We start from the raw sequence: 15579 nt of genomic DNA on the forward strand, positions 1-15579 counted from the left end.
GTTCAGTCTGCAGTGGTTTCGGAGAGCGCCTTGTCGAAATAGGCGATGGTCTTCTTCAGGCCTTCCTCGAGCTGGGTCTTCGGCGTCCAGCCGCCGAGCGCCTGCTGGGCCAGCGTGATGTCTGGCCGGCGCTGCTTGGGATCGTCCGCGGGCAGCGGCATGCGCATCAGCTGGCTCTTGGAGCCGGTGAGCTCGATCACCTTGTTGGCGAGCTCCAGCATCGAGAACTCGCCGGGGTTGCCGATGTTGATCGGGCCCGGCACCTCGTCGCCGGTGCCCATCATCCGGAGCATTGCTTCCACCAGGTCGTCCACGTAGCAGAAGCTGCGCGTCTGCTGGCCGTCGCCGTAGATGGTGATGTCCTCGCCCCTGAGCGCCTGCACGATGAAGTTGGACACCACGCGCCCGTCGTTCATGTGCATGCGCGGGCCGTAGGTGTTGAAGATGCGCACGACCTTCGTGCGCAGCTGGTGCTGGCGGTGGTAGTCGAAGAACAGCGTCTCGGCGCAGCGCTTGCCTTCGTCATAACAGCTGCGGATGCCGATCGGGTTGACGCGGCCCCAGTAGGCCTCGACCTGCGGATGGATCTCCGGGTCGCCGTAGACCTCGCTGGTGGAGGCCTGCAGGATCTTGGCACGCACCCGCTTGGCCAGCCCCAGCATGTTGATCGCGCCGTGCACGCTGGTCTTGGTGGTCTGCACCGGATCGTGCTGGTAGTGGATGGGCGAGGCGGGGCAGGCGAGGTTGAAGATCTCGTCCACCTCCACGTAGAGCGGAAAAGTCACGTCGTGCCGCATCAGCTCGAAGCGTGGATGGTCGAGCAGGTGCTCGATGTTGCGCTTGGTGCCGGTGAAGAAGTTGTCGACGCACAGGACGTCGTGGCCCTGCTCGATGAGCCGGTCGCACAGGTGGCTGCCCAGGAAGCCGGCGCCGCCCGTGACCAGGACTTTCTTGGAAGCGTTGTATTGCCGCATGCTGTGAAATCACTCCGTAGGGGGAATCGGTTGGGGGGTCTTCAGTTCAGGCGCGGGGCGTTGCGCCGTGCGCTGTTCGTACATCTTCGCGTCGACCAGCATGCGAAACCACAATGCCTGGAAAAAGGCGAAATAAAAGCCGGTGGTGCCGTCCAGGAAGCCGAGCCGGAAGACGTAGCGGTAGATGAAGTAGCCGAGGGAGCGCAGCCCCGTCGGCAGCTTGTAGTAGATCTCCTTGATGAAGCGCGTGCGCTCGCGCGCGTCGCCCAGCAGCCGGGGCTTGAGCACGTTGTCGGCGGCCAGCCGCGGGCCCAGCTTTTCCTTGGCCTCCGCGTCGCTCCAGCGGTTGTGGCTGGCGATCCAGTCGGTCAGGCGGGCCGAGTTCTTGTCGTGCATGAAGCCCTGGAGCCGTCCCGGCGTCGCCGTGCTGATGAAGTGCTGGTCGTAGAGCCGTGACTCGCAGCGCCCGGCACCCGAGCGGAACAAGCGCAAATGCCAGGGATTGACGCCCGAGAAGCGCAGCATCTGGCCCATGAAGTAGTCGCGCCGGCGCAGCATGTAGGCGTCGAAGCGAGGCGTGCCGGCGAGCAGGGCGCGGATTTCTCCCACCGCCTGTTCGTCCAGAACCTCATCGGCGTCCAGGTGCAACTGCCACCGGTAGTGGGCCTCGATCTGCGAGATCGCCCAGTTGCGCTGGTCGCTGTAGTTGGAAAAGGGCCGCTGCACCACGGTGCAGCCCAGTTCGTCGAGAAGGGCGACGGTGCTGTCGGTCGAATGCGAGTCGACCACGAAGACATTCGGGCTGACCTTTTTCGCCTGCAACACGGTCTCCCGGATGATGGAGGCGGAATTGAAGGTCAGGATGACGACGACGCAGGAGTCTTGTTCCATGGATGGGGTGAGCTGGGGAGCTTCGGCGACACAGGGTGCCCGGCACTTTGCTGCAATGCAATGCCAAACTTTAGCACTACAGTTTTACAAATCGCCACAAAACTGACGAAAAATCCGGGGTAAACCCGAGGAAATCACGGCACTGCGCATAGAGGAAGCTATTGAAGTCGTGCGCGGTGCCGCGCGATCTGCTTGCGCACCTGGGCCGGGGCGGTCCCACCGAGGATGTTGCGCGCATGGACCGATCCGCGCAGGCTCAGCACGTCGTACACGTCCTTCTCGATCTTCGGATGGAAGGTCTGCAGCACCGAGAGCGGCAGTTCCGAAAGGTCCACCTTGTGCGCTATCGCAGCCTTGACGGCATGCGCGACGGTTTCGTGGGCGTCGCGGAAGGGCAGGCCTTTCTTCACCAGGTAGTCGGCCAGGTCGGTGGCGGTGGCGTAGCCGCGCAGCGCGGCCTTCTCCATGGCCTCGGGTTTGACGGTGATGCCGCCCACCATCTCGGCAAAGATGCGCAGCGTGTCCTTGAGCGTGTCGACCGTGTCGAACAGCGGCTCCTTGTCTTCCTGGTTGTCCTTGTTGTAGGCCAGCGGCTGCCCCTTCATCAGCGTGATGAGGCCCATCAGGTGGCCCACGACACGGCCGGTCTTGCCCCGCGCGAGTTCGGGCACGTCCGGGTTCTTCTTCTGCGGCATGATCGAACTGCCTGTGCAAAAACGATCGGCGATGTCGATGAAGCCGAAGGCCTGGCTGGTCCAGAGCACCAATTCCTCGCTGAGCCGGCTGATGTGCACCATCGCGAGCGAGGCGGCAGCGGCGAACTCGATCGCGAAGTCGCGGTCGCTCACGGCATCCAGGCTGTTCTCGCACACCCCGTCCATGCCGAGCGTGTGGGCGACCCGTTCCCGGTCCAGCGGATAGCTCGTACCTGCCAGGGCCGCGGCGCCCAGCGGCAGGCGGTTGACGCGGCGGCGCACGTCGGCCATGCGCTCGGCGTCCCTCGCGAACATCTCGACATAGGCCAGCATGTGGTGGCCGAAGCTCACCGGCTGCGCGACCTGCAGGTGGGTGAAGCCCGGCAGGATCACCTCGGCGTTCTTCTCTGCGATGGCCAGCAGCGATTTCTGCAGGTCGCCGAGCAGCCCGTCGATCAGGTCGATCTCGCTGCGCAGCCAGAGCCGCACATCGGTGGCCACCTGGTCGTTGCGGCTGCGGCCCGTGTGCAGGCGCTTGCCGGCGTCGCCGACCAGCTGCGTGAGGCGCGCCTCGATGTTCAGGTGCACGTCCTCGAGCTCGAGTTTCCAGTCGAAGGCGCCCGACTCGATCTCGCCACGGATCTGCGCCATGCCGCGCTCGATGGCGGCATGGTCCTCGGCGCCGATCACCCCCTGCGCCGCCAGCATGCCCGCATGCGCCAGAGAGCCCTGGATGTCGGCCTGCCACAGCCGCTTGTCGAAGGAGACGCTCGCGGTGTAGCGCTTCACCAGGTCGCTCATCGGTTCGGAGAACAGGGCGGACCAGGCTTCGGATTTCTTGTCGAGTTGGTTGTGGGTCATGGGTGTGAACCGGTTGGGAGGCAATAATGGGTTTGCACCCGATCTTTGCTTGATGCGCAGCCCCTCGATTTTATCGACCACCCCTCAGGCGCCGTCCCCGGCACGGACCCGTGGACCTGCGCGCGCCGGGGCCGCGATCTTCGATGCCTGCCAGATCGGCGTGGTGCTGCGCGCCGTGATGTTCGTCGAGGCCGTGGTGGCTGCGGTGACGTTGTTCCAGGCGTCTGCGCCGTCCGAATGGCTGATGCTGCTGGCCACAGTGACCGGCGGCGCGCTGCCGGCCACGCTGCTGTGGCTGCTCTCGGCCTGCTGGCTCAAGAAGCTGCTGGGCCGCCTTCCGCATGCCGGGCAATACGCAGCCGGCGCGCTGCTCGGAGCGGTAGCCGCGCTCTATGGCTGTGGCCTGCTGCGGCTCACCGGGGTGGTGGGCAGCGCGCCCTGGATCGCCAGCGCCCTGGCCGGCGCCATGTTCGCGGCGCTGGTGATGGCCGCGCTGGTGCTGCGCGCGCGCGGCCAGACGCCCGCGGCGATGACGGCGCGCCTGGAGGAGCTGCAGTCGCGCATCCGTCCGCACTTTCTCTTCAACACCTTGAACAGCGCCATCGCGCTGGTGCGCGAGGAGCCGGCCAAGGCCGAGGCCATGCTGGAAGACCTGAGCGAGCTGTTTCGCCACGCCCTGGCCGATGAGGGCGAGTCGGTGACGCTCGCGGACGAGATCGCGCTGGCGCAGCGCTACCTGGCGATCGAGCAGGTGCGCTTCGCCGAGCGGCTGCGCATCCGCTGGGACATCGATCCCGCGGCCAATGGCGCGCGGCTGCCGCCCTTGCTGCTGCAGCCGCTGGTCGAGAACGCGGTGAAGCATGGCGTCGAGCCCAGCCCGCAGGGCGCCAAACTCCGCATCCGGACCGAGCGCCGCGGCAGCATGGTGGTCATCGAAGTGACCAACAGTTTGCCGCCCCTGCTCTGGGCCGACGAGCCCCTGCCGCGAGGTCATGGCATTGCGCTGGCCAACGTGCGCGACCGGCTGAATCTGCTGCACGACGTGCAGGCGCAGTTCAGCGCGGGCATCGACCGGAACGCCTACCGCGTGCGCATCGCCATTCCTGCAGAAGCTTGAAAAAGCCAGAACCATGCATGTTCTTCGCACCCTGATCGTCGACGACGAAACGCTGGCCCGGTCGCGCCTGCGCACGCTGCTGGCCGATTGCCGCGCGCCAGCAGCCGAGGTCGTGGGCGAGGCCGCGAACGGGGCCGACGCCCTGGCGCGGCTGCTGACCGAGGAACTCGACCTGGTGCTGCTCGACATCCACATGCCCGGCATCGACGGCATCGAACTGGCACGCAGCCTGCGCCAACGCCCCGGTGCGCCGGCGGTGGTGTTCGTCACCGCCCATGCCGTCCACGCCGTCACGGCCTTCGAGCTGGAGGCCGTCGACTACCTCACCAAGCCAGTGCGCGCCGAGCGGCTGCAGCAGGCGCTGCAGAAGGCAGCGCGCTTGCTGCGGGAGCGTCGCGGTCCGGCAGCCGACGTGCCGCAGGAGGTCCTGCTGATACAGGATCGCGGCCGCACCGAACGCGTGCTGCTGTCCGACGTGGTTTATCTCAAGTCCGAGTACAAGTACCTCACCGTGCGCACCGCTGCGCGCAGCCACATCTACGACGGCTCGCTGACCGAGTTCGAGGAGCGCTATCCGTCGCGCTTCGTGCGCGTGCATCGCAACGCGCTGGTGGCACGCCAGGCGATTCGCGCGCTGCAGAAGTACGACGACGGCGAAGACGCCGAGGGCTGGGCATTGCGCCTCGACGGCATTCCCGAGCCGGTCGTCGTGTCGCGGCGCCAGCTGGCGGCCGTGCGCGAGGCATTGAAGGATCCACGATGAACGACGAAGTTGCCCCCAAACCTGCAGAGCAGCCGGCCGAGCCGCTGCCGACGCCGCCGCTGTCGACCGAGCAGGAGCAGACCGTGGCCGCCGCCTCCGAGTCCGCGGAGCAGGAGCAGGAGCGCGTACTGCTGCAAATGCCGATCGACGTGCGCAGCGCCTCGCTGGTGGTGCTTTGTGTACTGGGCGTGCTGTTCACGTTGCAATGGGCCAAGGCCGTCTTCGTTCCGCTGATGCTCAGCCTCCTGTTGACCTATGCGCTCTCGCCGCTGGTCGACCTGCTCCAGCGCTGGAGGATCTCGCGCTGGATCAGCGCCGCCGTGATCCTGCTCGGCCTGCTCGGCGCGATGGGCTGGACGGGGTATTCGCTCTCCGGCAGCGCCACCGAACTGCTCGATACATTGCCTGTCGCGGCCCAGAAGCTGCGCACCGGCATGCGCAGCGGCAGGAGCAACGATCCGGGCGCGCTCGACACCGTGCAGAAGGCCGCCGCCCAGCTGGAGCAGGCGGCCGAGGAGAACTCGGCCAAGGTCGCGGCGCGCAAAGGCGTGACGCGCGTGATCGTCGAACGGCCTGCCTTCAACGTGCGCGACTATCTCTGGAGCGGCACGGTGGGCCTGATCGCCGCCGCCGGGCAGCTCACGCTGGTCGCGTTCCTGACCTATTTCGCACTGGGGTCGGGCGACACCTTCAGGCGCAAGTTGGTGAAGATCACCGGCCCCAGCTTGCAGAAGAAAAAAATCACGGTGCAAGTGCTCGACGACATCACGCAGAACATCGAGCGCTACCTGCTGGTGCAGATCCTCACGAGTGCGATGGTCGGCGTCGCCACCGGCATGGCCTTCTGGGCCATCGGCCTGGAAAACGCGGCCGTGTGGGGCATCCTCGCCGGGGTGACCAACCTCATTCCCTATATCGGTTCGGTCATCGTCATGGCCGCTGCCGGCCTCGTCGCCTTCCTGCAGTTCAACAGCATCGAGATGACGCTGCTGATCGGTGGCACCTCGCTGCTCATCCATACGCTGGTGGGCAACCTGCTGGTGCCCTGGCTCACCAGCCGCACCAGCCGCATGAACCCGGTGGCGGTGTTCGTGGGCGTGATCTTCTGGGGCTGGATCTGGGGCATCTGGGGGCTGCTGCTGGGCATCCCTATCATGATGGTGGTGAAGGCCGTCTGCGATCGGGTGGAAGACCTCCAGCCCATCGGTGAGCTGCTGGGGGATTAGCGCTTCACGGGCTGCTGTCCACGCGCTGTTCGTTGCTGGCGCTGCGGGTCCCTTTCAAGTGAAGCTCCACGTCTGCGACCCGGCTTCCCACGGCCTTGACCGCTTCGCGGATCTGCTCGGGTGTCGCATCGAATCGCCTGGCAAGATCCTCCACGGCACGGGTGGAGCTGACATCGATGCTTTCAGCTTGTGACGAGGCTTGATTTTGCGGCATAGGAGTCCTTGGTCAAGAAACGAGGGCTGCCTGCGAAGCTAGAACACCCTGTGGGGAACCATGTCGGCGCGGGGCGCAACCCGCGCAGCGTGAATTCCTACTTGCTGCCGCCCGGTCGGCAAGAGGCCGGTTTACGTCAGATCGTTCGAACTTGATTCAATGATCGTGGTGCAGGTAGCTCGCCTGCCGCGGCAGCCGCAAGCTCACCAGGAAGGCGATCACCATCATCGCCGAGACATACCAGAAGAAGGCCGACTCGTGCCCCAGCGCCTTGAGCCCCAGCGCGACGTATTCGGCCGAGCCACCGAACATCGCGTTGGCCACGGCGTAGGCCAGACCCACGCCAAGGGCCCGCACCTCCGCCGGGAACATCTCGGCCTTCACGATGCCGCTGATCGAGGTATAGAAGCTCACGATGGCCAGCGCCAGGATGATGAGCGCGAACGCCGCCACCGGGCTCGTCACCCGCTGCAGCGTCATGAGGATGGGCACCGTTGCCAATGCCCCGAGCGCGCCGAAAAGCAGCATGTTGTTGCGCCGCCCGATGCGGTCCGACAGGGCACCGAAGACCGGCTGCATGCACATGTAGAAGAACAGGGCGCAGGTCATCACGTAGCTGGTCGTCTTGATCGGCAGTCCCACCGTGTTGACCAGGTACTTCTGCATGTAGGTCGTGAAGGTGTAGAAGATCAGCGAGCCGCCGGCGGTGAAGCCCAGCACCGTGAAGAAGGCGGCCTTGTGGTGGCGGAACAGGCCCGCGAGCGTGCCGGCCTCCTTGTTCTCGCGGCTCGCGGAACTCGAGGTCTCGTGCAGCTGGCGCCGAAGCTGCATGGCGACGACGGCGGTGATGGCGCCGATCACGAACGGAATGCGCCAGCCCCAGGCCTTGAGCTCCGCCTCGCTCAGCAATTGCTCCAGCACCACGATCACCAGCACCGCGAGCAGCTGGCCACCGATCAGCGTGACGTACTGGAAGGACGAGAAGAAGCCGCGCTGCCCCTTGAGCGCCACCTCGCTCATGTAGGTGGCGGTGGTGCCGTACTCGCCGCCCACCGAAAGGCCCTGGAACAGTCGCGCGACCAGCAGCAGCGCGGGCGCCCAGGCCCCGATGCTGTCGTAGGTCGGCAGGCAGGCAATGGCCAGCGAGCCGGCGCACATCATCGTGACCGAGATCACCATCGAAGTCTTGCGGCCCTGGCGGTCAGCGATCCGGCCGAACAGCCAGCCGCCGATCGGCCGCATCAGGAAGCCGGCCGCGAACACGCCGGCGGTGTTGAGCAGCTGAACGGTGGGATCGGACTTGGGGAAGAAGGAAGAGGCGAAGTAGATCGCCGAGAACGCGTAGACGTAGAAGTCGAACCACTCGACCAGGTTGCCGGAGGAGGCCCCCACGATGGCGAAGATCCTGCGGCGCTTTTCTTCGGCCGTGTAGTGCGTTGCAGGCTGCTGGGGTAAGTTGGACAGGGGCGTGGCTGCACTCATGATCGCGCCTTGGAGTGTTTGTTTTGGCCCGGCCGATTCTGCGCGGCAGCGCGAAGTCGCGCTGTCGGCCGACGCCTTATCCAGGCTCGCTCGATTGGAATTGAGCCGAATCTTCGATCTGCTGAATGGAGTGATGCTTCGATGACGACAACAAGCAAGAAGGTCGTGGTTGCGCTGCTGCTCGGCCTGGCGCTCGGCCTGGCGGGTGCGGCGCCGGTCCATGCGGCGGCCCCCGCGCCGGTCGCCGCGTCCTGCCCCGCGCCGGTGCCGGCGTCGGCGCGCTGCTACACCGGCCGGGACGGCGCCGGTGCCTTCTACTGGATCGCCATTCCGGCGGATTGGAGCCAGGTGCTCGTCATGCATGCGCACGGCGGCCCCGAAACCGGACCGCCGCTCGCCGAGCGCAGCCGCAAGGACCTGGAGCGTTGGGCCGTCACGGTCAAGGCGGGTTACGCCTGGGCGGGCTCGACCTACCGCCGCGGCGGCTACGGCGTGACGATGGCGGCGCAGGACACCGAGCGGCTGCGCCAACTCTTCGTGCGGCACTTCGGCTCGCCGCGCCGCACGCTGCTGCACGGGCAGAGCTTTGGCGCTGCCGTCGCCTCGAAGGCTGCGGAGCTCTATGCCCCGGTGGGTGGAAGGCCGAGCCCCTTCGATGGCGTGCTGCTGACCAGCGGCGTGCTCGGCGGCGGCAACAGCGCCTACGAGTTCCGGCTGGACCTGCGCGTGGTTTATCAGTATGTCTGCCGCAACCATCCGCGGCCCGAGGAGCCGCAGTACCCGCTGTGGATGGGGCTGCCCAAGGGGTCGACCCTCACGCGCGCCGATCTGGCAGAGCGCGTCAAGACTTGCACCGGAGTCGGGCTGCCCGCGGCGCAGCGCACCCCCGAGCAGGCCGCGCGGCTCAAGACCATCACTTCGGTCGTGAAGATCCCCGAGCGCACGCTGCTCGCCCATCTCAATTGGGCCACCTGGCTGTTCCAGGACCTGGTGCAGGAGCGACTGGGCGGGCGCAATCCCTTCGGCAACCTCGGCGTGGTCTACCAGGGCTCGGCAGACGATGCGGCGCTCAACGCAGGCGTGCTGCGTTACTCGGCCGACCCGCAGGCCCAGGGCGCGCTCGCGCTCGACAGCCGGCCGACCGGTCGCACCTCGCTGCCCACGCTGACGCTGCATGCGATCAACGACCCCACCGCGTTCGTCGAACTGGAGAGCGCCTATCGCGCAATCCGCGAGAGCGCGGGCACGGCCGACCGCCTGGTCCAGAGTTTCAGCGACGAGTCCGAGCACAGCTACTTGAGCGAGCCCGAGTACCCCGCGCTCTTCGCCGCGCTGCTGGACTGGATCGACAAGGGCGAGAAGCCCACGCCCGCTTCGCTGGCCGCCCGTTGCGCAGACTTCGAACCGAGCTTCGGCAACGGCGGCAAGGACCGCTGCCGCTTCAGGCCCGAGTACCGTCCTGCACCGCTGGAATCGCGCGTGCCGCCGCGCTGATCAGAAGGTCCCGGGCAGCAGGATGCTCGAATCCACCTCGTCGATCTGCGTGCGTCCGCAGAAGGCCATGGTGAGGTCGAGCTCGCGCTGGATGATCTGCAGCGCGCGGGTCACCCCGGCCTCGCCGTAGGCGCCGAGGGCGTAGAGAAAGCTGCGCCCGATCAACGTGCCGCGGGCCCCGAGCGCGCGCGCCTTCAGCACGTCCTGCCCACTGCGGATGCCGCCGTCCATCCAGACCTCGATTTCCGTGCCCACCGCCTCGGCGATGGCCGGCAGTGCCTCGATGGAGGAGGGTGCGCCGTCGAGCTGGCGCCCACCGTGGTTCGAGACGATCAGCGCATCGGCACCGCTGGACGCCGCCAGCCGCGCATCTTCCACGTCCAGGATGCCCTTGAGGATCAGCGGTCCGCCCCAGAGCTTCTTGATCCATTCCACGTCGGCCCAGCTCAAGGTCGGGTCGAACTGCTCCGCCGTCCACGACGACAGCGACGACAGGTCCTTCACGCCCTTGGCATGACCCGCGATGTTGCCGAACGTGCGGCGCTTCGTGCCCAGCATGCCCAGGCACCACCGCGGCTTGGTCGCGAGATCGATGAGGTTCTTCAGTGTCGGCTTGGGCGGCGCCGTCAAGCCGTTCTTGATGTCCTTGTGCCGCTGGCCGAGGATCTGCAGGTCCAGCGTCAGCTGCAGCGCCGAGACGTTGGCGGCCTTGGCGCGCTCGATCAGCCGCTCGATGAAGTCGCGATCGCGCATGACGTAGAGCTGGAACCAGAAAGGATGGCCGTCGGTGTTCTCCGCGATGTCCTCCAGCGAGCAGATGCTCATGGTCGACAGCGTGAAGGGAATGCCGAAGGCCTTGGCAGCGCGCGCGCCCAGGATCTCGCCGTCGGCATGCTGCATGCCCGTGAGGCCGGTGGGCGCGATGGCCACCGGCATCGCCGCTTCCTGGCCCACCATGGTCGTGCGCGTGGAGCGGCCTTCCATGTTGACGGCCACGCGCTGGCGCAGCTTGATCTTCTGGAAGTCGGCCTCGTTGGCACGGTAGGTGCCCTCGGTCCACGCGCCGGAGTCGGCGTAGTCGTAGAACATGCGCGGAACGCGCGACTGGGCGATCACTCGCAGGTCTTCGATGCAGGTGATCCGGGAAAGGTCGGGCACTCGGGGTCTCCTTCTTGGATGCGCTGGGGGCCCCGATTATCGCGGCGCATCGGCCCGGCACGCCCCGCGGCTGCAGGCTCAGGCCGCCGTGCCGCCTTTGCCCCAGTCCGCGACCACGCTGTTGACCAGGTGCTTGACCATCACGCGCGTGTCCGACCAGTCCATGGTTCGCGTCATGCACGGGAACACGATCATGCCGTGCACCGCCGCGATGAGGATGTCGGCCGCCAGGTGCGGATTCATGGGCGGTCGCGCCAGCGTCTGGAAGTACTCGTCGACCGTCTGGTAGTAAAGCGCCAGGCTGTCCTGCACCGCCGCCGACTTCCCGAAGGGCACGCCGGCGATGCTCACCGCAGGCGACCGGCTGACGCTCGGGGCAGGGAAGATCACGAGAAATTCCTCCATGTGCTCCAGCCAGTAGTCCGCGGTGCCGATGAAGAGCTTGAGCACGCGCCGCAAAGGGCTGCGCACGCGCGCGATCGATTGCCGAAGCTGCTCCGTGGACGCGTGCATGTCGTGCGCACGGATGTGGAAGAACAGGTCCTGCTGGTGCTCGAAGTACTGGTAGATCGAGCCAGGCGCGTAGCCCGCGGCAGCCGCGATGCGCCGCAGCGAAACGGTCGACGGATCTTCGTCGGCGAACAGCTTGCGCCCCGCCGCGATGAAGGCTTCCCTGACCTTGGCCTTGTCCTCGGGCGTCCGCGCACGACTGAGGACCTCGGGTTTGCTGGGGCGGAATGACATGAGACGGCGCAGGTATGAATGACGGTCGGAACGACCGCGGAGAAAGTATAGGCGCGGGGACGGGAAAACCCCGTACATAAATGAACGCGTGCAATTAAAATCCGCGCATGACCCGGAATGCCATCGCCTCGGCGAGCGCCTGCTGTTGCGGCTCTGCGCCGGCCCGACCCGAGAGGACCGCGCCCATCGATGGGCGCTTCGACCTGGTCGACCACTTCGGCCGGCCGGTCGACGAGCGCAGCTTCGGCGATCGCCATCTGCTGGTGTTCTTCGGCTTCTCCCACTGTGCCGTCGTCTGTCCGCGCGAACTGTCGAAGCTCGGCGCCGCGCTCGAGCGACTGGGGCCGCTGGCCGATCGCGTGCAGCCGCTGTACGTCACGGTCGATCCGCAGCGCGACGATCCCTGCGCGATGCAGGCCTGCGTGGCGCGCTATCCGGGCGGCTTCCTGGGCCTGACCGGAACGCCCGAGCAGGTCGCTGCGGCCAAGAAGTCGTATCGGGTCTTCGCAGAGCCTGTGCCGGATGCGAATGCGCCAGGCGGCTACGTGGTTCCGCACACCGCCTTCGCCTACCTGATGGCGCCCGGCGGCCGCTACCTGGCCCACCTGCCTGACGCACTCGACCTCGACGCCGTGGCCGAGCGCCTGCGCCAGCACCTCGAGTGACCGGGCGCAGGGCGTACTCCGCGCTCGACCGGCAGCGGATCCGCCAGGCCTTCATCGATGCGGGTCGCCGCATCCTCGTGGAGGAGGGCGCAGGTGCCATGTCGATGCGCCGCATCGCAGCCGAAGCCGGCTATTCGCCTGCTTCGATCTACCAGTACTTCCCAGACCAGCGGGCGCTGCTCGTCGCCATTCGCGAGTTCGACATGAACGCCGCCACGGACGCCATGGAGGCCTGTGCCCGCGGCACGGCCGAGCCGGCCCGGCGCGTGCGCCAGGTGTTCCTCACCGCCGCGCGCTACTGGCTCGCGCACCCGGACCACTTCGACGTGCTGTTCGCCGGCTCGCGCGAGCGTGCCGTGCTGTGCACACCCGACGGCGTGCCCTTCGGCAGGTCGTCCAGCGTGCTGCGTTCGCTCGCCCTGTACACGCAGGTCGTCGAAGACTTCCTGGATTCACTGCCGTGCCGGCCGGTCGATACGGTGCTGGCCATGGACACGCTGATCGCGACCACGCACGGCGTCATCGCGTTCCCGCGCCTCACGTCGAGCATGTCCTGGTCGGCCACCGCGGCGATGGTTGAAACGGCCGTCAATGCGCTGGTCGACCACTGGATCGGCGCGGCATCGGAAGCGTCCAAGGGAAAACACCGAGCTTTATTTAAACGCGTTTAATTAAAGTCCAGGTCACCGATGCGGCAGGCCGGTTGCGGCAGGCCCATCCCTTTAGGCCAACGCGCTCGAAGCGCACTCTGGAGAGCATCCGTGGCGAAACTCAATGGCGGTCAGGTCCTGATCGAAGTCCTCCGGCGCTTCGGCGTCGACACCGCGTTCACCCTTCATGGCGGGCACCTGGACTCGGCCTACCAGGCAGCGCGCGATGCCGGCATGCGCGTGGTCGACACGCGGCACGAACAGGCGGCGGGCTTCGCGGCGAGCGCCTATGCCCGAAGCAGCGGGCGCATCGGCGTGGCGCTCGTCACGGCCGGCGGCGGCATCACCAACGTGGTCTCGCCGGTGGCCAATGCGCTGGCCGACTGTGTGCCGATGCTCGTGATCGGCGGCGCGTCGGCGATGCAGGACCTCGACGCATTGCCGGTCAACGGCGGCGTGGAGCAGATGGCGGTGATGCGCGCGGTCACCAAGTGGGCCGTGCAGGTGCCACACATCAACCGGCTCGCCGACCTGGTCGGCCAGGCGATCCGCAAGGCGACCACCGGCCGCCCCGGCCCGGTCTACGTCGAGGTCCCGATCGACCTCATGTTCGGGCTGATCGCACAGGACGAAGTTCGCCATCTCGAGCCCGCCGGAGCGCCGACGCGGCCCGCGCCCGCGGCCGATGCGGTGGCACGCACCGTCGCGTGGCTGCGCACTGCCCAGCGTCCCGTGATCCTGGCCGGCGGCGGCACGCTCTACGCGGACTGTGCCGCCGAGCTGCGCGCATTTGCCGAGCGCTCCGGCATCCCGGTGCTGACCAACGCGAAGTCGCGCGGCGTGCTGCCGACCGACCACGCGCTATGGGGCCGGAACTACGCCACGCTGGCACCTGCGCGCGGCCAGGGCCTGGTGCCCGACCTGCTGCTGGTGCTGGGCGCGCGCTTCGGCATCTATACCGGCGGACGGCGCAAGTCCTTCCTGCCGCCGGAGGCGAAGATCGTGCAGGTCGATATCGAGCCCGGTGAAATGGGGCGCATCCGCGAGCCCGACCTTTCGGTGACGGCCGACTGCGGCGAGATGCTGCGCGCGCTGCTCGCCGCCACCGCCGACGAGACCCTGCCCGATACCCGCGAATGGGCCCACCGCCTTTGCGCCGTGGGCGCGGCGTCGAAGCAGAACTTCGCGAAGGTGGCCGATGCGCGCAGCGGACCGGTCCATCCGTACCGGCTGGCACATGCCGTGGCCGCCGCGCTGCCGCGCGACGCGGTGGTCTGCCTCGACGGCGGCGAGTCGCATTCCTGGATCGACATGACGGCGCACAGCGATGCGCCCGGCCGCTGGCTGGGCCACGGCTACGTCGGCTGCATGGGCGAGGGCCTGCCGCTCGCCGTCGGTGCGCAGGTCGCCAACCCGGGGCGGCGCGTCGTGCTGTTCACCGGCGACGGCTCGGTCGGGTTCAACTTTGCCGAGTTCGACACGCTGGTGCGGCACGGCCTGCCGGTCGTCGTGGTGATCAACAACGACCAGATGTGGGGCATGTCCGCGCATGGCCAGGACCTGATGTACGGCGAGGGCATGCGCATGGTCAGCGAGCTCGGCCGCACGCGCTACGAGCAGGCGGCTGCTGCCTTCGGCTGCCATGCCGAGTTCGTGGAGGACGTGGCGGGGCTCGACGCGGCGCTCGAACGTGCGCTGGCTTCGAACCGGCCGGCCTGCGTCAACGTCATGACCGACCCGGGCGTGGTGCATCCGATCACGCAGCGCTTCGTCGGCCGGATGGCCGAGCACGACGCCGAGCGGAACTACGTCCCGTATGCCGACGACCTGGAGGCCTGAGGTGACCGCTCAAACAACGCGATTGCAGGGCCGCAGCGCCCTGGTCACCGGCGCGGGCTCGGGCATCGGCCGCGCCATCTGCGGCCGGCTGTGCGACGAGGGCGCGCGCGTCGCCTGCCTGGACCGTGACGCCGCTGCGGCCAAGGCGACGGCCGAGGCGATCGGGCGCGGTGCCGTGCCCGTGGTCGCGGATGTGGCCAACACGGCCGACATGCGGCGTGCCGTGGAGGAGGCGGTGGCCGCCTTCGGGCGGCTCGACATCGCGGTCAATGCCGCTGGCGTGGGCGCGAGCGCGCGGCTGGTCGACACCGCGCTCGAGACCTGGCAGCGCGTCCTCGACGTGTGCCTCACGGGTGTCTTCGTTTCGTCGCAGGCCCAGGCGCGGCAGATGATCGCGCAGGGCGGGACCGCGGTGATCGTCAACATCGCCTCGACCAACGCGCAGCAGCCCGGCGAGGGCCTGGCGGCGTACTGCGCGGCCAAGGCCGGCGTGGAGATGCTGGGCCGGGTCGCGGCGCTAGAACTGGCGCCGCACGGCATCCGCGTGGCGGCCGTGGGCCCCGGCCTCACGGACACGCCGATGGTCGCGCGGCTGCTGGCCGATCCGGTTGCACGCGACGCCTTCCTCGACAACATCCCGCTGAAGCGACCGGCCCGCCCCGAGGACATCGCCGCAGCGGTCGCCTACCTCGCCAGCGACGACGCGGCCTACGTGACGGGGCAGACCCTCTACGTGGACGGCGGCGCATCGATGCAGCGCTACCCCAGCCTCGCCGCGCGCAAGCCTTCGGCGCCCGCCGCCTGAC

The 15579-nt window shown here is 67.7% G+C and carries 15 protein-coding genes; 8 read left to right on the top strand and 7 right to left on the bottom strand.

What is annotated here, in order from left to right; all coding sequences use genetic code 11:
* Positions 1 to 2: 2 nt before the first annotated feature.
* From E5CHR_RS06890 to argH, 3 genes are all read right to left on the bottom strand, one after another.
* A complete protein-coding gene (locus E5CHR_RS06890) occupies positions 3 to 974 on the bottom strand; it encodes a UDP-glucuronic acid decarboxylase family protein (RefSeq protein ID WP_162579000.1) in 972 nt (323 codons plus the stop codon).
* 9 nt (positions 975 to 983) lie between these two features.
* A complete protein-coding gene (locus E5CHR_RS06895) occupies positions 984 to 1865 on the bottom strand; it encodes a glycosyltransferase family 2 protein (protein WP_162579001.1) in 882 nt (293 codons plus the stop codon).
* 158 nt (positions 1866 to 2023) lie between these two features.
* Positions 2024 to 3421 (bottom strand): argininosuccinate lyase, encoded by a 1398-nt coding sequence (gene argH / locus E5CHR_RS06900; protein WP_162579002.1) that lies wholly within the window; start codon positions 3419 to 3421, stop codon positions 2024 to 2026.
* Positions 3422 to 3473: 52 nt separating this feature from the next.
* Here argH and E5CHR_RS06905 point away from each other — a divergent pair, with 52 nt between their 5' ends.
* Genes E5CHR_RS06905 through E5CHR_RS06915 form a run of 3 tightly spaced genes read left to right on the top strand, consistent with a single transcriptional unit; the run spans position 3474 to position 6527 of the window.
* Positions 3474 to 4538: a sensor histidine kinase gene (locus E5CHR_RS06905; protein WP_162579003.1), complete on the top strand. Its 1065-nt coding sequence runs from the start codon at positions 3474 to 3476 to the stop codon at positions 4536 to 4538.
* Positions 4539 to 4551: 13 nt separating this feature from the next.
* Entirely contained in the window at positions 4552 to 5301 is a 750-nt protein-coding gene (locus tag E5CHR_RS06910; protein ID WP_162579004.1) for a LytR/AlgR family response regulator transcription factor, read from the top strand.
* Positions 5298 to 6527, top strand: coding sequence for an AI-2E family transporter (locus E5CHR_RS06915; protein WP_162579005.1), 1230 nt, complete (start codon positions 5298 to 5300; stop codon positions 6525 to 6527). The genes E5CHR_RS06910 and E5CHR_RS06915 overlap by 4 nt, the downstream gene beginning before the upstream one ends.
* 4 nt (positions 6528 to 6531) lie before the next feature.
* Here the strand turns inward: E5CHR_RS06915 and E5CHR_RS06920 are convergent, their stop codons facing one another.
* On the bottom strand, positions 6532 to 6741 hold the full coding sequence (locus E5CHR_RS06920) for a DUF3606 domain-containing protein (RefSeq protein WP_162579006.1): 210 nt from the start codon (positions 6739 to 6741) through the stop codon (positions 6532 to 6534).
* Positions 6742 to 6897: 156 nt separating this feature from the next.
* Complete coding sequence (locus E5CHR_RS06925; RefSeq protein WP_162579007.1) at positions 6898 to 8223, bottom strand: MFS family transporter; 1326 nt, start codon at positions 8221 to 8223, stop codon at positions 6898 to 6900.
* A 141-nt stretch (positions 8224 to 8364) separates the two neighbouring features.
* On the opposite strand from E5CHR_RS06925, the gene E5CHR_RS06930 reads away from it, so the two are divergent.
* Positions 8365 to 9717 (top strand): alpha/beta hydrolase family protein, encoded by a 1353-nt coding sequence (locus E5CHR_RS06930; protein WP_162579008.1) that lies wholly within the window; start codon positions 8365 to 8367, stop codon positions 9715 to 9717.
* Here the strand turns inward: E5CHR_RS06930 and E5CHR_RS06935 are convergent, their stop codons facing one another.
* Together E5CHR_RS06935 and E5CHR_RS06940 are read right to left on the bottom strand one after the other, a co-directional pair.
* The gene (locus E5CHR_RS06935) at positions 9718 to 10875 is read right to left on the bottom strand and encodes an alpha-hydroxy acid oxidase (RefSeq protein ID WP_162579009.1); all 1158 of its coding nucleotides are present in this window, start codon (positions 10873 to 10875) and stop codon (positions 9718 to 9720) included.
* Positions 10876 to 10953: 78 nt separating this feature from the next.
* On the bottom strand, positions 10954 to 11619 hold the full coding sequence (locus tag E5CHR_RS06940; RefSeq protein WP_162579010.1) for a TetR/AcrR family transcriptional regulator: 666 nt from the start codon (positions 11617 to 11619) through the stop codon (positions 10954 to 10956).
* A 107-nt stretch (positions 11620 to 11726) separates the two neighbouring features.
* On the opposite strand from E5CHR_RS06940, the gene E5CHR_RS06945 reads away from it, so the two are divergent.
* The 4 genes from E5CHR_RS06945 (at position 11727) to E5CHR_RS06960 (ending at position 15578) form a co-directional block, all read left to right on the top strand.
* Positions 11727 to 12284 (top strand): SCO family protein, encoded by a 558-nt coding sequence (locus E5CHR_RS06945; RefSeq protein WP_162579011.1) that lies wholly within the window; start codon positions 11727 to 11729, stop codon positions 12282 to 12284.
* Positions 12281 to 12955, top strand: coding sequence for a TetR/AcrR family transcriptional regulator (locus tag E5CHR_RS06950; RefSeq protein WP_162579012.1), 675 nt, complete (start codon positions 12281 to 12283; stop codon positions 12953 to 12955). The genes E5CHR_RS06945 and E5CHR_RS06950 overlap by 4 nt, the downstream gene beginning before the upstream one ends.
* 90 nt (positions 12956 to 13045) lie before the next feature.
* Positions 13046 to 14773 carry a thiamine pyrophosphate-binding protein gene (locus E5CHR_RS06955; protein ID WP_162579013.1) on the top strand — a complete coding sequence of 576 codons (1728 nt, stop codon included), beginning with the start codon at positions 13046 to 13048 and terminating at the stop codon, positions 14771 to 14773.
* 1 nt (position 14774) lies between these two features.
* Positions 14775 to 15578 (top strand): SDR family NAD(P)-dependent oxidoreductase, encoded by an 804-nt coding sequence (locus E5CHR_RS06960; protein ID WP_162579014.1) that lies wholly within the window; start codon positions 14775 to 14777, stop codon positions 15576 to 15578.
* Position 15579 lies beyond the last annotated feature (1 nt).

This window comes from Variovorax sp. PBS-H4 (assembly GCF_901827205.1).
Classification (GTDB): Bacteria; Pseudomonadota; Gammaproteobacteria; order Burkholderiales; family Burkholderiaceae_C; genus Variovorax.

What these genes read in the sequence shown, in the direction of transcription:
- argH (WP_162579002.1), bottom strand. Translation starts at nt 3,421, where the DNA reads ATGACCCACAACCAACTCGACAAGAAATCCGAAGCCTGGTCCGCCCTG.
- E5CHR_RS06915 (WP_162579005.1), top strand. Translation starts at nt 5,298, where the DNA reads ATGAACGACGAAGTTGCCCCCAAACCTGCAGAGCAGCCGGCCGAGCCG.
- E5CHR_RS06895 (WP_162579001.1), bottom strand. Translation starts at nt 1,865, where the DNA reads ATGGAACAAGACTCCTGCGTCGTCGTCATCCTGACCTTCAATTCCGCC.
- E5CHR_RS06945 (WP_162579011.1), top strand. Translation starts at nt 11,727, where the DNA reads ATGACCCGGAATGCCATCGCCTCGGCGAGCGCCTGCTGTTGCGGCTCT.
- E5CHR_RS06910 (WP_162579004.1), top strand. Translation starts at nt 4,552, where the DNA reads ATGCATGTTCTTCGCACCCTGATCGTCGACGACGAAACGCTGGCCCGG.
- E5CHR_RS06920 (WP_162579006.1), bottom strand. Translation starts at nt 6,741, where the DNA reads ATGCCGCAAAATCAAGCCTCGTCACAAGCTGAAAGCATCGATGTCAGC.
- E5CHR_RS06925 (WP_162579007.1), bottom strand. Translation starts at nt 8,223, where the DNA reads ATGAGTGCAGCCACGCCCCTGTCCAACTTACCCCAGCAGCCTGCAACG.
- E5CHR_RS06890 (WP_162579000.1), bottom strand. Translation starts at nt 974, where the DNA reads ATGCGGCAATACAACGCTTCCAAGAAAGTCCTGGTCACGGGCGGCGCC.
- E5CHR_RS06930 (WP_162579008.1), top strand. Translation starts at nt 8,365, where the DNA reads ATGACGACAACAAGCAAGAAGGTCGTGGTTGCGCTGCTGCTCGGCCTG.
- E5CHR_RS06940 (WP_162579010.1), bottom strand. Translation starts at nt 11,619, where the DNA reads ATGTCATTCCGCCCCAGCAAACCCGAGGTCCTCAGTCGTGCGCGGACG.
- E5CHR_RS06905 (WP_162579003.1), top strand. Translation starts at nt 3,474, where the DNA reads ATGCGCAGCCCCTCGATTTTATCGACCACCCCTCAGGCGCCGTCCCCG.